General features: G+C 63.1%; 18 protein-coding genes. 5 read left to right on the plus strand and 13 right to left on the minus strand.

Annotated elements, in window-relative coordinates; translation table 11 throughout:
• Nucleotides 1-15 precede the first annotated feature (15 nt).
• Nucleotides 16-213: a hypothetical protein gene (locus AC07VI_RS26385; RefSeq protein WP_086147324.1), complete on the plus strand. Its 198-nt coding sequence runs from the start codon at nucleotides 16-18 to the stop codon at nucleotides 211-213.
• A gap of 18 nt (nucleotides 214-231) precedes the next feature.
• On the opposite strand, the gene AC07VI_RS26390 is transcribed toward AC07VI_RS26385, so the two are convergent.
• Both AC07VI_RS26390 and AC07VI_RS26395 read right to left on the minus strand, forming a co-directional pair.
• A complete protein-coding gene (locus tag AC07VI_RS26390) occupies nucleotides 232-813 on the minus strand; it encodes an Hpt domain-containing protein (RefSeq protein WP_226936368.1) in 582 nt (193 codons plus the stop codon).
• A gap of 162 nt (nucleotides 814-975) precedes the next feature.
• A complete protein-coding gene (locus tag AC07VI_RS26395) occupies nucleotides 976-1,923 on the minus strand; it encodes a CAP domain-containing protein (protein WP_226936370.1) in 948 nt (315 codons plus the stop codon).
• Between the two features lie 256 nt (nucleotides 1,924-2,179).
• On the opposite strand from AC07VI_RS26395, the gene pssA reads away from it, so the two are divergent.
• Complete coding sequence (gene pssA, locus AC07VI_RS26400; RefSeq protein WP_226936388.1) at nucleotides 2,180-2,920, plus strand: CDP-diacylglycerol--serine O-phosphatidyltransferase; 741 nt, start codon at nucleotides 2,180-2,182, stop codon at nucleotides 2,918-2,920.
• Nucleotides 2,921-2,923: 3 nt separating this feature from the next.
• Here pssA and AC07VI_RS26405 read toward each other — a convergent pair whose 3' ends face one another.
• Both AC07VI_RS26405 and AC07VI_RS26410 read right to left on the minus strand, forming a co-directional pair.
• Nucleotides 2,924-3,850, minus strand: coding sequence for an aldo/keto reductase (locus AC07VI_RS26405; RefSeq protein ID WP_099375511.1), 927 nt, complete (start codon nucleotides 3,848-3,850; stop codon nucleotides 2,924-2,926).
• A 56-nt stretch (nucleotides 3,851-3,906) separates the two neighbouring features.
• Nucleotides 3,907-4,470 (minus strand): TetR/AcrR family transcriptional regulator, encoded by a 564-nt coding sequence (locus AC07VI_RS26410; protein ID WP_492996225.1) that lies wholly within the window; start codon nucleotides 4,468-4,470, stop codon nucleotides 3,907-3,909.
• 230 nt (nucleotides 4,471-4,700) lie between these two features.
• Here AC07VI_RS26410 and AC07VI_RS26415 point away from each other — a divergent pair, with 230 nt between their 5' ends.
• The 3 genes from AC07VI_RS26415 to AC07VI_RS26425 all read left to right on the plus strand — a co-directional run bounded on the left by AC07VI_RS26415 (nucleotide 4,701) and on the right by AC07VI_RS26425 (nucleotide 8,707).
• On the plus strand, nucleotides 4,701-5,393 hold the full coding sequence (locus AC07VI_RS26415) for a gluconate 2-dehydrogenase subunit 3 family protein (RefSeq protein WP_086147327.1): 693 nt from the start codon (nucleotides 4,701-4,703) through the stop codon (nucleotides 5,391-5,393).
• A 117-nt stretch (nucleotides 5,394-5,510) separates the two neighbouring features.
• Complete coding sequence (locus AC07VI_RS26420) at nucleotides 5,511-7,298, plus strand: GMC family oxidoreductase (protein WP_492996223.1); 1,788 nt, start codon at nucleotides 5,511-5,513, stop codon at nucleotides 7,296-7,298.
• Between the two features lie 14 nt (nucleotides 7,299-7,312).
• Nucleotides 7,313-8,707 carry a cytochrome c gene (locus AC07VI_RS26425; protein ID WP_086147329.1) on the plus strand — a complete coding sequence of 465 codons (1,395 nt, stop codon included), beginning with the start codon at nucleotides 7,313-7,315 and terminating at the stop codon, nucleotides 8,705-8,707.
• Between the two features lie 71 nt (nucleotides 8,708-8,778).
• Here the strand turns inward: AC07VI_RS26425 and AC07VI_RS26430 are convergent, their stop codons facing one another.
• The 9 genes from AC07VI_RS26430 to AC07VI_RS26470 form a co-directional block, all read right to left on the minus strand.
• Complete coding sequence (locus AC07VI_RS26430; protein ID WP_086147330.1) at nucleotides 8,779-9,924, minus strand: D-alanyl-D-alanine carboxypeptidase family protein; 1,146 nt, start codon at nucleotides 9,922-9,924, stop codon at nucleotides 8,779-8,781.
• A 113-nt stretch (nucleotides 9,925-10,037) separates the two neighbouring features.
• A complete protein-coding gene (locus tag AC07VI_RS26435; RefSeq protein ID WP_070291993.1) occupies nucleotides 10,038-10,691 on the minus strand; it encodes an alpha/beta hydrolase in 654 nt (217 codons plus the stop codon).
• A gap of 35 nt (nucleotides 10,692-10,726) precedes the next feature.
• Nucleotides 10,727-11,044 carry a (2Fe-2S) ferredoxin domain-containing protein gene (locus tag AC07VI_RS26440; protein ID WP_034781335.1) on the minus strand — a complete coding sequence of 106 codons (318 nt, stop codon included), beginning with the start codon at nucleotides 11,042-11,044 and terminating at the stop codon, nucleotides 10,727-10,729.
• 40 nt (nucleotides 11,045-11,084) lie between these two features.
• On the minus strand, nucleotides 11,085-12,272 hold the full coding sequence (locus AC07VI_RS26445; RefSeq protein ID WP_086147331.1) for a VanZ family protein: 1,188 nt from the start codon (nucleotides 12,270-12,272) through the stop codon (nucleotides 11,085-11,087).
• Complete coding sequence (locus AC07VI_RS26450; protein ID WP_492996220.1) at nucleotides 12,269-12,883, minus strand: ABC-type transport auxiliary lipoprotein family protein; 615 nt, start codon at nucleotides 12,881-12,883, stop codon at nucleotides 12,269-12,271. Before AC07VI_RS26450 ends, AC07VI_RS26445 begins: the two co-directional genes overlap by 4 nt.
• 12 nt (nucleotides 12,884-12,895) lie before the next feature.
• Nucleotides 12,896-13,855 carry an MlaD family protein gene (locus AC07VI_RS26455; protein WP_086147333.1) on the minus strand — a complete coding sequence of 320 codons (960 nt, stop codon included), beginning with the start codon at nucleotides 13,853-13,855 and terminating at the stop codon, nucleotides 12,896-12,898.
• The gene (locus AC07VI_RS26460) at nucleotides 13,855-14,754 is read right to left on the minus strand and encodes an ABC transporter ATP-binding protein (RefSeq protein ID WP_099375517.1); all 900 of its coding nucleotides are present in this window, start codon (nucleotides 14,752-14,754) and stop codon (nucleotides 13,855-13,857) included. The genes AC07VI_RS26455 and AC07VI_RS26460 overlap by 1 nt, the downstream gene beginning before the upstream one ends.
• On the minus strand, nucleotides 14,754-15,887 hold the full coding sequence (locus AC07VI_RS26465; RefSeq protein WP_086147334.1) for an MlaE family ABC transporter permease: 1,134 nt from the start codon (nucleotides 15,885-15,887) through the stop codon (nucleotides 14,754-14,756). The genes AC07VI_RS26460 and AC07VI_RS26465 overlap by 1 nt, the downstream gene beginning before the upstream one ends.
• A 57-nt stretch (nucleotides 15,888-15,944) precedes the next feature.
• Nucleotides 15,945-17,453 (minus strand): B12-binding domain-containing radical SAM protein, encoded by a 1,509-nt coding sequence (locus AC07VI_RS26470; RefSeq protein WP_086147335.1) that lies wholly within the window; start codon nucleotides 17,451-17,453, stop codon nucleotides 15,945-15,947.
• Nucleotides 17,454-17,681: the final 228 nt, after the last annotated feature.

Here is a 17,681-nt window from a genome sequence, read left to right on the forward strand (position 1 = left end):
AGGAAAGGAAGCGCCATGGACAGCGAACAGCCGGAAGTCGTGGAAAGCAGGGCAGAGGTGGCGGCGCCGTTGCCCTCCCTGCCGCAATTGATCGCAGCGCTGCCGCCAAAAGGTGCGTGTTGGTATTGCGACAAGCCGCTCGACGCCGTGCGCCGTTTCTGTTGCAAGAGTTGCGGCGTGGCGTATGCGGAAGAGGCGCTGTACAACAGCTGAGCGGTAGCGAACTGTGCGCTAGCGGCGCCGCAGCAGCGCCGCCAGGGCGCCGTCGAAGTCGAACTCGTGCGCGGCGGCCGCCACTTCCTGGTAGACGTTGACGCCGAGACTGGCTGCCAGCAGGCTGGCCGAGTTTTCCAGGATGTCGATGGCGGCGCCGTCGCCTTCGCGCAGATGGCTGGCCAGGCGCGCCAGCAGCAGCTGGATGGCCGGCGCGGCCGGGTTGGGCGCCACGTCCTGCGCCGCCGTATGGCTAGCTTCCGGCGTGCCCAGCATGGAGCTGACGGCTCTTAGTAATTGATCTTGCGCAAGTTCCAGCTGCAGCATTTGCCGCGCCAGGTCCGGCGCCTGCGCGCGCAGGGCCGCCTCCAGGCTTGCCGACAGGCTGTGCACCTGGCGCGCGCCTATCATGCCGGCCGCGCCCTTCAGGGTATGCGCCCTCAGGCGCGCGGCGGCGTAATTGCCGGCGTCGAATTCGCTGCGGATCTGGCACGGCGTGGTGCCGTGGTCATGCAGGAAGCGGCGCAGGATTTTCAGGTACAGCAGGCGGTCGCCCATGATACGGCCCAGTCCGTTCTCGACATCGAGAACGCGGACCATGTCGGAAGCCGCAACAGCGGCCTCATCATCGCAAGTGGCGTGTGGTTTCATCATGCCCGGTGTGCAGAGAGCCCCAAAACTTGTCAATGGCAATAAAGCAGGAAGCACTATTTTACATCCAGTCGTACTCGGCACTGCGCCCGCTTGACGCCAGCCTGCCGCCTAGCGTGTCGTGAAGGACCAGGTGCGCGTGAGGTCGGCGCCATTGACTTTGCCGATGAAACTCACGTCATAGGTGGTGGCCCCGTTCAGGGGCGCCAGCGGGATGATGGCGGCGGCCGAAACGGGCGTATGCGCATCGCTGTCGCTCCTGAGCAGGCGCACCGGCAGGTCCGTGGCGCTGCCCCGCTGGCGCACGCTGAACGTGGCCACGTTGACGACGGCGCCATAGTTGGCGTGCACGCTGATCGGGTAGCCCACCACGTCCTGGTTCGGCACGGGATCGGGGGATTCGTTATCGCTGGAAAAGCTAACGGCGACCTTCTGCTGGCCGCTGAACGGGTAGGTGACGATCTGCCCCGCCGTCAGTCCGGGGCCGTAGCTGCTGTTGCCGGCCAGGTCCGTGGTGAAATACGCATAGCCGCTGTTGTTGACGGCGGCGCCCGCGCCGCCTTCCTTGAACAGGGGCTCGAAAATGACGAAGCGGTGATAGATGGCCGTGATCAATTCCTCGGCCAGGTAAAAGCCCGAGGTATTCGCGGCGCCGGCGATGACTTCGCCCTGCAGCGTGGTGACGACGTAGCCCGCCTTGGCCAGGCGGTCGCCCAGCTTGACGCCGGTAAAGCCGGGCTTGCCCAGGACTTGCTCGTGCGCCACAACATTGTTGAGGTTAAGATAGTTGGAATGGCCGAGGGCGGCGCTGTCGATCAGGCTATTGCGCGCCAGCGGTGCCAGGCCCGTCTGGCCGCGCCGGTAATTGAACCAGTTGAAGCCATCGGTGGCGATATTATTGCTGAGGACGGGCGCGCCCGGTTCCTGGGTCAGCTGTCCTGCCGGCGTCGAGGTGCCCACCGACGGATTGTCGCCGCTGCCGCCGCCGCAGGCGCTCAGCAGTGCTACGACCAGGAAGGCGGGGAGGCTGTGTTTCCAACGCGATAACGAGGCTATCAAGCTGACTCCTGTCTGGTGAGTGGGACGTCATGCCGCCCCGTGAAACGATTCTAAGGCATTTTTATATGCCGTAGAGCATCCATGAAAAGATATGTCGCGCGCCCGTGCGCCGACGGCGCCGCGGCCGCGCAGGGTAGAATGAGCATAATGCACCGTTTGCTCTTGCGCCGTTTTATTCCCGCTACCTTGATTGCCCATAAATTTGAATACATTGCCCAAGTCGCGCCTGCAGCGCGCCAAATACGCCTTGCCCAGCATGGTGACTTTGCTGTCGATAGCCTGCGGTTTTGCCAGCATCGTCATTTCCGTCGATAACGCCGGTACCGGCGACCCGGCCGACTACCGGCTGGCCGCCGCGCTGCTGGTGCTGGCCGGCGTCTTCGACGCCCTCGACGGCTACGTGGCCCGGCTGACGAACACCAGCTCGCAGTTCGGCGTGCAGCTCGATTCCATCGCCGACGTGATGAATTTCGGCTGCGCCCCGGCAGTCTTGTTGTATTGCTATGGCTTCGTGCAGATGGGCGTGCATGATCCGCTGCTGCTGCGCTTTGGCGGCATGGCCAGCTTCTTCTTTGTTGCCTGCGGCGCCATGCGCCTGGCGCGCTTCAATGTGAACGTGGGGCATACCGACCCCATGTATTTTGTCGGCATGCCGATCACGGCCGGCGCCGCCTGCGTGGCGGCCGTGGTGGTGGCCTGGCCGGCGCCCATCGATTCAACCTTGCACAGCTATCTGATCATGCTGCTGCTCGTCGGCGTGGGCAGCCTGATGGTGTCGACCTTGCGCTTCCCCAGCTCCAAGCAAAAGAAAAGCCTGGCCGCGCTGCTGGTGCTGATCGCCGCCGTCGCCCTGCTGGTCTGGCTGAAGACCAGTTTCTTCGCGCTCTTCTTCGCCGTCTACATCGCCGCCACCCTGGCCCTGAACCTGGCGTGGCACCTGGGCTGGCGCGGCATTGCGCTACCTCAAGTATTCAACGACCCGGACGAGATTGATTAAACGTTAAGCCACCTCATGCCCGCGCGCGGCGCGCAGGATGGCGAACCAGTCGCTGCGGCTGAGCGTGAACTGCGTGCCTTCCACGGCCACGCCCACCGCTTCGATGCGGCCCGTGCCCGTCAGCGGCAGGGGCCGGCAAGGCAGTTGCATGATCCAGGCGAACACCACGCTGGCAAACGGGCGCTGCAGCTGGTCGGCGATCTGCTTGATGACATTGCGCAAATTCTCCACGTTCGCGTCGCCGCCCTGGAACAGGCGGCCGCCCGCCAGCGGCGACCAGATCATCGGCGCCACCCCCACGTCCTGCAAGCCGTCGAAGGTTTCGTCGAACAGGGGCGCCACATGCAGCGGCGAAAATTCCACCTGGTTCGTCACCAGCGGGAAGCGCCGGTGCAGGCACTCGAACTGGTGGCGGCTGAAGTTCGACACGCCAAAGTGCAGCACCTTGCCGTCGCGCCGCAATTGCGTGAAGGCGCCGGCGATTTCGTCGAAATCCATCAGCGGATCGGGACGGTGGATCAGCAGCAAGTCCAGGCGGTCCGTGTGCAGCTGGCGCAGGGTGTGCTCCACGGAACTGGTGATGTGCGCCGCGCTCGTGTCGTAATGCTGGATGGCGTGGCCGGGGCGGTGCGGCGAGAGCAGCTTGATGCCGCACTTGCTGACCAGCTCCATCTTCTCGCGCAAGCCCGGCTGCAGGGCCAGCGCTTCGCCGAACAGGCCTTCGGCGCTGTAATCGCCATAGATGTCGGCATGGTCGAAACTGGACACGCCCAGCGCCAGGCATTGCTCGATGAAGGCCAGGCGCTGCTGCGCCGACATATTCCACTCGCCGATGCGCCACATGCCGGCAACGATGCGCGACAGGTCGGGGCCGTTGCTGCTCAAACGGCTGCGCGGCGCTTGCAGGCTGGCGGGAGATGCATGGCTCATGGGCTGGCTTTCTGGTAGTGGAGAGGAAGGACTCGCCACGATTATAGCCAGCTACGCTACAGCATGCTGCGGATAAAGCGGCAGCAACGCTCCTGCAGGGCGCCGTTGAGCACGCCGCCCAGCTGCATCTGGTAGACGAGCGCCGATTGCAGCATGAAGGCAAACAGGCGCAGGTCGAGGTCGGCGCGCACGCCGATCTGCGTCAGGCGCTGCACCACGAGGGCGATCCACGGCGCGACGATCTGTTCGCGAAAGCGCTGCTGCGCCGCCGCATCGTCGTGGATCAGCACCAGTAAATCGCAGGTGAAGCGGCCATCGGCGTTCAGGTTGTCGAAGATGCGCGCGCAGATCGCCTCGATTTCCTGGCCGTCCGGCATGTCGAGCGCGCGCTGCAGCTTTTCCGCCGTGCGCTTGACGAGCGCGTCAAGCAGCATGTCTTCGCGCCGCGGCCAGCGCCGGTAAATCGTCTGGCGCCCCACGCCGGCCACGTCGGCCACCATCTGTATCGTCACCGCTTCCAGCCCATGCTGGCGCACCAGCATGACGATCGCTTCCAGTACCGCATCTTCCACGCCCGCCTTGCGCGGGCGGCCACGCGCCACTGCCTCTTTTTTGATCACGTCTAGCCTGTCTCTGAAGGTTTCTTTTAATTATGGTACGATGCGCACCGTAAATGCAAAGCTAGCGCTTGTCAATCACGTTGGTCAATTAACCAACAGATTGTCGTGCCGCGCCGCGATACCCCAGTCATCTCTACGTGAAATCTGCCATCTGCGCGGCGCGTGCCCGCATTTTCTTTCTGACTCCCACATCCATCACTGTGGCGGCTCGCGCCGCCTGAGGAAAACCTATGAAAATCATCGGGATTTCGCCCCATCGGCGTAACTTCTTGCGCAAGGCCGTCGGCGCTGCGCCTGCCGTGGCCTTGCTGGCCGGCGCCGGCGGCGGCCTGGCCATGGCCGTCTCCAAGGACCAGCCGGCCTACAAACCGCGTTTTTTCGACGCCACCGAATGGGCCACCCTGACGGCGCTGGTCGACCGGCTGATCCCGGCCGACGCCGAAGGGCCGGGCGCGCTGGAAGCGGGCGCGCATGAATTCATCGACGCGCAGATGAACACGCCTTACGCGTATGGCGCGCTGTGGTACATGCAGGGGCCGTTCGTGCCGTCGATCGAACAGTTCGGCTACCAGTTCCACATGGCGCCGCGCGAGCTGTACCAGAGCGCCCTGGCCGGCGTCAACACGGCCGTCAACCGGCAGTTTGGCAAGCCTTTCGTGCAATTGGCCGCGGCCGAGCGCGACGCCGTCATCACGCAATTGCAAAAGGGCACCCTGGACATCGGCGCAGTGCCGGCCAAGGTCTTTTTCAACCAGCTGCTGCAAAACACGCGCGAAGGCTATTTTTGCGACCCCGTGCACGGCGGCAACAAGGACATGCTGGCCTGGAAGATGGTGGGCTTTCCTGGCGCGCGCGCCGACTACATGGACTGGGTGGAACAGTATGGCAAGAAATACCCGTTGCCTCCAGTATCCATCGCCTGAAAACGTCCATGGCGGCGTTGCACTGCCTGGTCGTACTAGCGTACTGCCTGCGGCAATGCGCCTTGCCCTGAACCTTTTCAGTTATTCGTAGCAGATCAAAGAAAAAGAAAAACCATCATGAGTGATATCAAACCCGATGTAACAATGAAGCCTGTCGATGCCGTGATTGTCGGCTTCGGCTGGACCGGCGCCATCATGGCCAAGGAATTGACGGAAGCGGGCCTGAACGTGGTCGCGCTGGAACGCGGCGAGTACCGCGACACCTATCCCGACGGCGCCTATCCGAAGACCCTCGACGAGCTGACCTATATCCAGCGCAGCAAGCTGTTCCAGGATATGTCGAAGAGCACGTTCACCTTCCGCCACAGCATCACGGGCGTGGCCGTCCCCTACCGCCAGATCGGCGCCTTCAAGCCCGGCACGGGCGTGGGCGGCGCGGGCTTGCACTGGTCGGGCATGCACTGGCGCGTCCTGCCGGAAGAACTGCAGATCCGCAGCCACTACGAACGCCGCTACGGCAAGAAATTCATTCCCGAAGGCATGACGATCCAGGACTTTGGCGTGACTTACGCCGAGCTGGAGCCGCACTTCGATTTCGTCGAAAAAGTCTTCGGCACCTCGGGCCAGGCGTACAAGGTCAACGGTATCGTCGTCGGCGACGGCAATGTGTTCGAGGGCGACCGCTCCGACAATTACGCGCTGGCGCCGCAAAAAGTGCCGTACACGGCAGAACTGTTCCGCCGCGCCGCCAAGGCCGTCGGCTACCACCCCTTCGTCAACGCCTCGTCGAACGCGTCCGGCCCGTACACGAACCCGTATGGCTGCCAGATGGGGCCGTGCAACTTCTGCGGTTTCTGCTCCGGCTACGCCTGCTATAACTATTCCAAGGCTTCGCCCAACGTCAACATCATGCCGGCCTTGCGCATGGTGGCCAATTTCGAATTGCGCGCCAACTGCAACGTGGTGCGCATCAACCTCGACGACAGCAAAAAACGCGCCACGGGTGTGACCTATATCAATGCGGACGGCAAGGCCGTCGAGCAACCGGCCGAGCTGGTCATCGCCAGCGCGTTTGCCTACAACAATGCGCATCTGTTCCTGCTGTCGGGCATCGGCAAGCCGTACGACCCCGTCAGCAACGAGGGCGTGGTGGGGCGCAATATCGCCTACCAGATGATGTCGACCATCCAGACTTTCTTCAAGGAAGACACAAACACGAACCCGTTCATCGGCGCCGGCGGCACGGGCGTCGCGCTCGATGACTGGAATGGCGACAATTTCGACCATGGCCCGCTGGGCTTCGTGGGTGGCTCGCCCGCCTGGTGCAACCCGGCCGGCTCGAAGCCGATCTCGGGCATTGCCACGCCGGACGGCACGCCCGCCTGGGGCGCGGCCTGGAAGAAGGCCGTCAAGAAGAGCTATCTGAACACGGTCTCGTTCGATTGCCATGGCGCCAACATGACTTACCGCGACTGCTATGTCGACCTCGACCCGACCTACACGGACAAGTATGGCCAGCAATTGCTGCGCTTTACCTTCGACTGGAAGGAAAACGACATCAAGATGAGCCGTTTCGTCACCGACAAGATGATGAAGGTGGCCGAGGCCATGAATCCGGAATCGATCAAGGTTGCCGTCAAGAGCGTGGGCGACCACCTCGATCTGCGCAACTACCAGACCACGCACTGGGCGGGCGGCACGGCCATGGGGGCGGACCGCAGGACCAGCGTCGTCAACCGCTACCTGCAAAGCTGGGACGTGCACAACGTGTTTGCCGTCGGTTCCAGCGTGTTCCCGGTCGGCATAGGCTACAACCCGACGGGCCTGGCCTGCGCGCTGACCTACTGGTCGGCCAAGGCCATCCGCGAGCAATACCTGCAAGATCCCCGTCCCCTGGTCGCTTGATAAAGAACAAGAAGATGAACAACACATTCACCCATACCGTGGGCGCGCTGCTGCTGGCGCTCGCCTCCGGCACCGTCCTGTCTGCCACCACGGCCGCCACCACTCCGAATGCCCAGCTGATACGCCAGGGCGAATACCTGGCCCGCGCCGGCGACTGCATCGCCTGCCACACGGCCGGCACGCAGGGTAAACCGTTCGCGGGCGGCCTGGGCATGGAAACGCCGATCGGCAAGGTGTATTCCACCAACATCACGCCCGATAAAAAGGCCGGCATCGGCGACTGGAGCTTTGCCGATTTCGACAAGCTGATGCGCACCGGCGTGACCAAGCACGGCTACACCGTGTATCCGGCCATGCCCTATCCCTCGTATTCGCGCCTGAGCGAGGCGGACATGCAGGCGCTGTACGCCTATTTCATGCATGGCGTGAAGGCGGACCCGACGCCGAACAAGGCGGCCGACATTCCGTGGCCATTGTCGATGCGCTTTCCGCTGACCATCTGGCGCTGGGCGTTTGCCCCCACGCCGCAGCCGTATAAAACGCCGGCCACGGGCGACGCGCAATTGCTGCGCGGCGCCTACCTGGTGCAGGGCCTGGGCCACTGCGGCGCCTGCCACACTGCGCGCGGCGTGGGCATGCAGGAAAAATCGCTGACGGATGCGGGTAATACCACCTTCCTGGCGGGCGGCGGCGTGATCGACGGCTGGTCCGTACCCTCCCTGCGCAATGAGCATGGCGGCGGTCTGGCGCGCTGGAGCACGAACGATATCGTCGAATTCCTGAAGACGGGCCGCAACGGCCATACGGCGTCGTTCGGCGCCATGAACGACGTGGTGGCCCATTCCATGCAGCACATGACGGATGGCGACCTGGCGGCCATGGCGAAATACCTGAAGTCCCTGCCGCCGTCGAAGCCCGGCACGCCGGCCTTCGTGGCGGACGAGAAACTGGGCAAGCAATTGTTCAGCGGCATCGTCAACTCGCAGGGCGCGCAGCTGTACCTGGACCGCTGCGCCGGCTGCCACCGCTCCGACGGCAAGGGCTACGACAAGGCCTTCCCTGCGCTGGCCGGCAACGCCGTGCTGCAGACGAATGATCCCACCTCGGCGATCAACATCGTGCTGTCGGGCGGCGCCGTGCCGGCCACGCGCACGGCGCCGTCGGCGCTGACGATGGCGCCGTATGCGGATATTTTCAATGATGAGCAGACCGCGCAGGTGGTGACCTTCATCCAGACCAGCTGGGGCAACCGCGGCACGCCCGTGACGGCGGCGCAGGTGGCCAAGGTGCGCAAGGTGGCCGTGCCGGTGACGGCGTCGCAGACGGAAGCGACGTTTGCCGCTGGCCGCCACGGCACCTTCCCGCCCGTGGCGCGCCAGCCGCACCTGAAGGATGCGCCGCAGAAGTAATTTGACATAGCGCAAGACGAAAAAAATGCCCGCAGCATCTGCGGGCATTTTTTATGGGGAGTGCTGACTGCTTATTTCATCCACAGACGCATCGAATCCCAGGCGCGGCCGAAGATGGTTGCCTGGTTGATCGGTTCCAGCGCCACGACAGGCAGTTCCAGCAGGACCTTGTCGTCGACCATCATTTTCAGCTTGCCGACAGGCGCGTTTTCAGCCAGCGGCGCGACCAGCGGGTCCTTGCGTTCCAGCACAGGTTTCATCTTGGCAGCCGTGCCTTTTGGCACAGTGACGAGCACGTCGCGGGCGAAACCGATTTTCACGGTGCCTTTCGAGCCTTTCCACACTTCCGGCGTGGCCACGGCCTGGCCCTTCGAGTACAGCTTGACCGTATCGAAGTTCTGGAAGCCCCAGTTCAGCAGCTTCTGGCTTTCCTGCGTGCGCGCCTGGTCGGACGAGGTGCCCAGCACCACGGAGATCAAACGGCGCTCGCCGGTGCCGCCCGGACGGCGGGCCGAGGCGATCATGCAATAGCCGGCCGCTTCCGTGTGGCCCGTCTTCATGCCGTCGACGGTCGGGTCCAGCCACAGCAGGCGGTTGCGGTTAGGCTGGGTGATCTTGTTATAAGTGAAACTCTTGATGGAATCGATTTTGTAGAATTCCGGGTAATCGGCGATCACGCGCTGGGCCAGCACGGACAGATCTTGCGCGGTGGAATAGTTATCGGGGCTGGGCAAGCCATGCGGATTGGCAAAACGCGTGTTTTTCAGGCCCATGCGCTGGGCTTCGCGGTTCATCAGTACGACGAACGTGCCTTCATCGCCGGCAACGGCTTCGGCCAGCGCCACGGCGGCGTCGTTACCCGACTGAATCATCAGGCCGTGCAGCAAGTCGTCGATCGAGACGGGCGTGGCCGGGTCGATGAACATCTTCGAGCTGCTCGAATCGACTTTCCATGCGCGCACGGACACGTTTACTTTCTGGTCCAGCGCCAGTTTCTTTTCGCGGATGGCGGCAAACGTCAGGTAGGCCGTCATGATCTTGGTCAACGATGCCGGCTCAATGCGGGCGTCCGGATCTTGCGATGCAATGATCTGGCCACTGGTGGCGTCGAGCAGCAGCCAGGACTTGGCGGCGATGGTCGGGGCTGGAACGCTCTGGGCGAAGGCGGCGGATAGGAAAAGTACACTGGAGGCCAGTGCCGCTAAAAGTTTTTTCATGGAGGCTGGTCTGCGAAAAAGATGAAGGCTGAGGGCCACGCAGTTGCTGCGTACGTGGCCGCGTGGAAAAAACGGATCAATTATAGCCGTGGAGACAGGAGTAAGCCCACACTTCAATGATCATCTGCTGCTATTGCGGGTTTGTCACCATGCCACAGTGCAATCACGAGGTTCTTGATGTGATTGAGCTTGCGGTGGAAAAAGTGGTCGGCGCCGGGGATCACGATCACGGGGATGTCTTGTGGACGGGCCCAGTCGAAAACGGCGGACAGGGGAATCGTGTCGTCCAGTTCGCCGTGGATCAAGATGGTGTCGGCCGGAATGTCGGCCATTGCCCATTTGCCTGCCGCGCTGCCGATCAGCGCCAGGCGCTCGGCGGGCGTGCCGGCGGCGGCCAGGCGCTCCTGCAGTTTCGATTGCACGAAGGTGCCGAACGAGAAACCGGACAGGGCCACGGGCAAGCCCGGGTACAGGCCGACCATGTGTTCGTATAACAGTTGCATGTCATCCGTCTCGCCCGCGCCATGGTCATGCACGCCTTCGGAAGCGCCCACGCCGCGGAAGTTGATGCGCGCCACCACGTAGCCGAGGGCGACAAAGGCGCGCGCCAGGGTTTGCGTGACCTTGTTGTCCATCGTGCCGCCGTACAGCGGGTGCGGATGGGCAACGAGGGCGATGCCGCGCGGAGTGTCTGCCGGGAAATCGAGCAAGCCTTCCATGCTGCCCGCATGGCCGGCGAGGGTAAATTTTTCCGAGTTTCTGTTCATGATGCTCATACTGGTGGCTATCTCTTAAATTGGCATTAAATCTTCAGGCGCTCGACTATTTTTCCGCCCACCAGGTGGGTATCGATGATTTCATCGATATCGCTGGTGTCGACATAGGTGTACCAGGTCGCTTCCGGGTAGATGACCAGCAGCGGGCCTTCTTCGCAGCGGTCCATGCAGCCGGCCTGGTTGATGCGGATCTTGCCCGCGCCATTCATGTCGAGTTCCTTGATGCGGCGCTTGCAATGCTTTTGCGCCGCTTCCGCGCCATGGTCGCCGCAACTGTTGCGGCCGTCTTCACGTTTGTTCATGCAGAAAAAAACGTGGCGTTCAAAATACGGTGCGTCGCTCATACTGATCTCCTGCTGATTCATCAATGCGCCATGATAGCGCTTATGGGTGGTCTTCGCGACGCTGGCGCTGCACATCGTCCTGCCGGTTCAGGCGGTGCGAGGGCAGGCACAGGAACCACAGGGCCATGAAGGGCCACAGCAAGGCGAGAAATTGCGCCGCGCCGTTAAAGTTGAGGAACTTGCCCTGCACCCAGCCTTGCAAGGTTGACATGAAATACGGATTGATCGGCGTCGTATTCACCATTACCAGGCTCAGCAGCAAGGTGGCGGCCGCGATGCGGCGCTGCGCCACGTGCGGCGCGAACGCCAGGCCGCCGAGCATGATCAGGCCGATCAAAAAGCCGCCCTGGGCGCCCGGCGTGATCCAGACGAAGGCGTTTTGCGGCGAAAACAGCAGCGCGCTGGCCATCGAGCGCACGACCAGGGCGGCGGCGATCAGGGTCAGCATCAGGATGGCGCGGGGCGCGGCGCGCCGCAGCAGGCACAGCAAGGTGAGTACGGCGCCCGTCATGCCGCAAGCCGTGATGATGGTTTCCGATAGCCAGTATTGCTCGACCGTCAATACCAGATCGGGTCGCAGGTAGGCGGCCAGGTCGATGTCCATGCCCATCAGGGTGGAGGCCCAGTCCGACAGGATGGGCAGCAGCTGGCCCAGGCCGAACAGATAGCCTTGCGGATAGATTTGCGCCAGCGGCCACAGCGCCACCAGCACCAGGCCCTGGCTCGCGTGCTGGGCAAACCAGCGCTGGCGCAGGCGGTACAAATGGCTGTGGTCGAGCAGTTTGCGCGCCGTCAAGGCGCCGATGATGGAGCCGAGGCAGCAGCCGGCCGCATTCGTATAAAAATCGAGGTTCGACGAGACGCGGCTGGGCAGATAGGTTTGCACGGCTTCCATGCTGCCGGAAATCAGCATGCCGCATAGGCTGGCGACGATAACGGCAAAGAAACCAGTGATCCTTGGAAACAGCGAGTACACGATCAGCGCGCCCAGGGGGATGTAGCCGACGACGTTGACGCCCACGTCAAAGCCCGTCCAGTAGCGGGGCATGCGCGTGTTTTCCAGGAAGGTCAGCGGCGACAGGCCATTGCTGTGCCAGCCCGTGAACGGAAACCAGCTGGCATACACGATCAGGAAGACGTAGGCGAGCAGGGTCGCGCGCGACACGGGCGAGGAACGGACGGGCGGCAGCGCCGCCGCCGGGCTGGCTGGGGGGGCGGGGTCGGTCATTCTTTCGGGATATTCAGCGTGCCCAGCCAGGTGAGCAGGTCGGCGGCGATGGCGTCCGAGGCCGCCGCCAGCGCCTGCGCGCCGCCTTGCGCGTCGGCGCTGCCGGCCGGGCCGCTGCGGCTGAAGGTTTTCTGGTCGATCAGGCGGTGGCCGCGAAACAGCGAGGCGCGCAGCGACACATGGCCGCTGCTTTGCGTCTGCGTGTCAAAAGCTTGCGAAAAATCATCAACGTCGATGCGCAGCAGCGGGATGCCGGCGGCCGCGTCCGTGGTCGACAGGACTTTCACGCCGCTCTGCGCCACGCGCGTCTTCAGGCGCTGGCTCAATAGTTGCAGCGGCGGCGTGTTCCAGCGGTTGTAGGCGTAGGGCCGCGATTGCTGCGCGTCGGCGTACAGCAGGCGGTAATACATGCGCTGGCTGTCCAGCCACGAGGGGCCATTGGCGTCGGCGATGACCAGCACGGGCACGGCTGGCGCGGTCGCCGGTGCGGCCGCCTGCGGCGCGGCCGGGCCGAAATCATAGAAAGTGGGCACGGGGCCGCGGCTGGCGCAGCCGCCCAGCAGGACGGCGCCGGCCAGGATGAGTGCGCTGAGATGGCGTGGGATAGGCATGCGGTGTTCTCCTTATTTGCCGGGTGCCGAAAAACCGGGCTCGCCCGGGCCGGGCGGGATGTCTGGGGCGCCGAACAGGATGCTCTGCGGCTGTTCATTGAGCGTGCTCATGGTGGTTTTCAGGGCGCGCATCGAGGAACGCGCCTCGCCGCTCAGCTCGATTACCTGGGGCAGGACTTCCAGCGACACGCCATTGGCCACCGTTTCCACGGAATGGCCGACCCGGTCGACCGTGCCATTGACCTTCTCGAGCACGCCGCCTGGCGCCTGGATGTCGTTGCCGAGTTTTTTCCAGGTGGCCGTCAGGTCCGACACGTTCTTGCTGGCCGTACTGACGGCCGTCAAGGTTTGCCGCGTCTGTTCCGTCAGTTGCGGCAGTTGCGTCAGGGTCGGTTCCAGCTGCTGCGGTATGGCGCCAAAGGCCTTGGCTGCCTTGCCCACTTCAGTGAAGGCGCCCAGCATGGCGGCCTGGTTTTCCGGACTCAGCAGATTATTCACCTTGTTGGTGATCTGCTCGGCCTGGTCGAGGATGCGCTTGCCGCGTTTTTCCAGCTGGTCCAGCAAGCCGGCGCGCAGGGGGATCAGCGACGGCTTGTCCTTGCTGGTGCCCAGCAGTTTTGAGCCCACGTGCTCGTCGTCGAGCTGGATGTAGGCGATGCCCGTCACGCCCTGGTAGCCGAGGGTGGCAAAGGTGGTGTTGGTGACGGGGGTATCCGGCGCCACGCTGATGTGCACGAGGATCTGCCCCGCCTTTTGCGTGTCGAAATCGATGGCGTCGACCTTGCCCACTTCCAGGCCCCGGTAGCGCACGGTCGCCTGCGGGTTCAGGCCCGGCACGGACAGGGTGGTGGCGAGCAGGTAGGGAACGCGTTCCACGCGGTCGCGGTTGAACCAGACGCCGAACAGGATGGCGGCCACGAGCAGGGTGAGTGTAAAAAATCCCGTCATCAGGGCATGTGATCTGTTTTCCATTACTTCTCCGCTTTCTTGTCAGTGCCGGCGTCGTCGCCTGGCTGTGCGGCCTTGGCTGCCGCCTGTTTTTCGTCCAGGACGGCCAGTGCGCGCTTGCCGCGGTCGCCGAGGAAAAATTGCTTGATGAACGGGTGGTCCACTTCGATCACCTCGCGCGTGGGGCCGATGGCGATCACATGCTTTTCCGCCAGCACGGCGATGCGCGTGGACAGGGCGAACAAGGTGTCGAGGTCATGCGTGACCATGACGACGGTCAAGCCCAGCTCGCGGTGCAGTGACTGGATCAGCGATACAAAACTTTCCGACAGGTCCGGGTCCAGGCCCGCCGTCGGTTCGTCGAGGAATAATAATTTCGGTTCCAGCGCCAGGGCGCGCGCCAGGGCCACGCGCTTGATCATGCCGCCCGACAAGTCCGACGGCATCTTCAGCGCATGTTCCGGGCCCAGGCCCACCATATTCATTTTCAGTAGTACCGCGTCGTGGATCAGCGCCTCGGGCAGCACGCGCAATTCGCGCATGGGCTGGGCCACGTTGTCGAACACGGTCAGCGCCGAATACAGGGCGCCTTGCTGGAACAGCATGCCCCAGTGGTTGCGCAATTGCTGCAGCTGGTCGGAACTTGCCTTGTTGATATCTTCGCCAAAGACTTTGACGCAGCCGCGCGCCGGATGTTCCAGGCCCAGCATCTGGCGCAGCAGCACCGTCTTGCCCGTGCCGGAGCCGCCCACGATGGAGAGGATTTCGCCCCGTTCGATTTCCAGGTTCAAGTCCTGGTGCACGACGGTGCGGCCGAACTTGGTCCACAAGTTGGTGATTTCCACCACGGGCGCGCTGCCGTGCAGGTTGAACTGGCCTTCCTTGCCCTCGCTCGCCTTGCAAGCGGTATCGTTATCGGGCATCAATATCCCACTCCATTGAAGACGATGGCGAACACGGCGTCGGCCAGGATCACCACGGTGATGGCCGTGACGACGGCGGTGGTGGTGCCGCGCCCCAGGCTTTCCGTATTGGCCTTGATGCGCAGGCCGAAGTGGCAGGAGACGAGGGCGATCAGCATGCCGAAGATCACGCCCTTGCCCAGGCCGATCATGTAGTTGGCCAGCGGCACGGCGTCGGGCAGCTTCTGGATGAAGTAGCGCGCCGACAGATTCAATTCCACCTTGGCCGCCACCATGCCGCCGATCAGCGCGGCCGTATCCGTCCAGATGACGAGCAGGGGCATGGAGATGGCCAGGGCCAGCACTTTCGGCATGATCAGGCGGAAACCGTGCGAAATGCCCATCACCAGCATGGCGTCGAGCTCTTCCGTGACGCGCATGACGCCCAGCTGGGCCGTGATGGACGAGCCGGAGCGGCCGGCCACGAGGATCGCCGCCAACAGCGGCCCCAGTTCGCGGATGACGCTCATGCCCAGCAGGTTGACCAGATAAATATCGCCGCCAAAGGCGCGCAGCTGCTGCGCCGACAGATAAGACAGCACGACGCCGATCAGAAAGCCGACCAGGGCCGTGATGCCCAGCGCCTGGAAGCCCGCATGAAAGATATTGGCGGAAATTTCACGCCACGGCCCGCGCATGGGATGGCGCGCGAAGCGGCCGATATCCTGCGTCACCTGGCCGACAAGGGCAATAAAGCCCTTCAAATGTTCGAAAAACAGCAAAATGGCCATGCCCAGCTTCATCACGGGCGTGAGGCGGTTGGCGCGCGAGGGCGGCGTTTGCAGCGGTCCCGTTGCTTCGATGCGCCGGAAAAACTCTTCCAGCGACGGCGCCAGGGTCAGCTGCGCGGGGCGCCGCTTGCCCCACGCATTCCAGAACAGCTGGGCGCCGATATGGTCCATGCTGTCGATCTGCGACAGATCCCAGTGGGCATTGGCGTCGCCCTGCAGGGGCTTGAGCTGGGCGTCGATGGCCTTGATGGCATTGTCATGCGCCAGCGCGTGCACCTGCCAGGTGCCGCTGGCAGTGACCAGGGCTCCCTGTTGGGAGCTGGTCTGGGAGAGGGTCAGTTTCGGCGATTGTACAGTCGGCATCGTGCCAGTTTAAGGGAGAATGGCGCAGACCGCCACCGATGTTCAATCGCCGTCCGCTCAGGACGCCAGGTGGCGCGCCTGCCGCTGCGGCAGGGCGACGTCCGGGCGCACCTTGCTTGTTTCGGCCGGTTTGACGTGCGCGGCCGCCTGCGCGCCGCCCGCGTAGTCGCTGGCCACGAGGGCATTGGCCTCGAGCGCGCTCATGCCGCGCGTCTGCAGCCATTGCGCCACCAGCTTGGCCAGGCGTTCCATGGCGATGCGGTGGGTGGCGTCCGTGTGGGCGTACAGCCAGTTCGAAAAGTCCATGAAGTTTTCAAACGGCGCGTCACCGAGCATCCATTGCACCGTATTGGCGAAGCGGCCCGAGTTGGCCACCAGGTCCCAGTAGCGGGCGAAGCGCACGAGGCGCTGCATGCTCATGAAATCGAGCTGCTTATTGGCCAGGATGGTGTACGGCGGGTGCGGGTCGAACACCATGCCGAAATTCTCCGTGTGGCGGATGATGGGCGTGCCGCGCAGCCGCTTCAAGATGCCGAACTGGATTTCATGCGGTTTCAGGGCCACCAGCTTGTTGAATCCGGCCGCAAAGCTCGCCTCATCCTCGCCCGGCAAGCCGGCGATCAAGTCCACGTGCAAGTGGGCGTTTGATTCTTCGCAAAGCCAGCGGATGTTATCGGCCGCCTTTTGATTATCCTGCTTGCGGCTGACCAGCGATTGCACGTCCGGATTGAAACTCTGGATGCCGATCTCGAATTGCAGCGCGCCGGGCGGGAACTTGCTGATGCCTTCTTTCAAGGCGTCGGGCAGGTGGTCGGGCACCAGCTCGAAGTGGGCATAGATGGGATCGTTGGGATTAGCTTCGATCTTATCGAGAAAGAACTGCATGATCTTCAAACTGGTCTTGATGTTCAGGTTGAAGGTGCGGTCGACGAATTTGAACAGGCGGGCACCGCGCGCATGCAGGGATTCCATCTCGGCCAGGAAGTTCTCCAGGGCAAAGGGCCAGGCCGTCTTGTCCAGCGCCGACAGGCAGAATTCGCACTTGAACGGGCAGCCGCGCGACGCTTCCACGTAAATCGTGCGGTGGCGGATATCGTCGTCTGTATACAAGGAGTAGGGCAGCTGCAGTTCCGCCAGCGGCGCCTGCACGCCCGCATGGATCTTCATCAGCGGTTTCGGGCCGTTGAGGATTTCGCCGCACAGCTTGGGGAAGGTGACGTCGCCCCAGCCCGTGATCAGGTAGTCGGCCAGCCTGACGATTTCCTGCTCGCCAGCCTCATGCGACACTTCCGGCCCGCCCAGCACGATGATGACCTCGGGCGCCACGCGCTTGAGCATGGCCACCAGTTTCGTTGTTTCCTCGACGTTCCATATGTATACGCCAAAACCGACGATGCGCGGCTTGTTGATGAGGATGCGTTCGACCAGTTCCGTGGTCTTGGTGCCGATGACAAATTCCTGCAGCCGCGTCTGCGCCTGCAGCGGCCCCATATTGGCCAGCAGATAGCGCAAGCCCAGGGAAGCGTGGGTATAGCGGGCGTTCAGGGTGGAGAGCAGGATGGTCATGACGGGTGCGAATCGGGGAAAACAGCCATTTTACGCTGCGCACGACGATTTATCGGGATAAAGCTTGCTTAGTAGCACGGATTTGGCTATAGTTCGCCTCCCCAATGAGACGCAGCGGTTTTAGCGAAACAAAGGGCGCCGGAAACGGCAAAAAAGAAGGAGTTGACGGATGTAGCGAAATGCTTCATACTCTTCCTTCTTCGCAGCTGACAAACACAACGCTTTGTC

This window comes from Janthinobacterium sp. GW821-FHT03A03 (assembly GCF_059421435.1).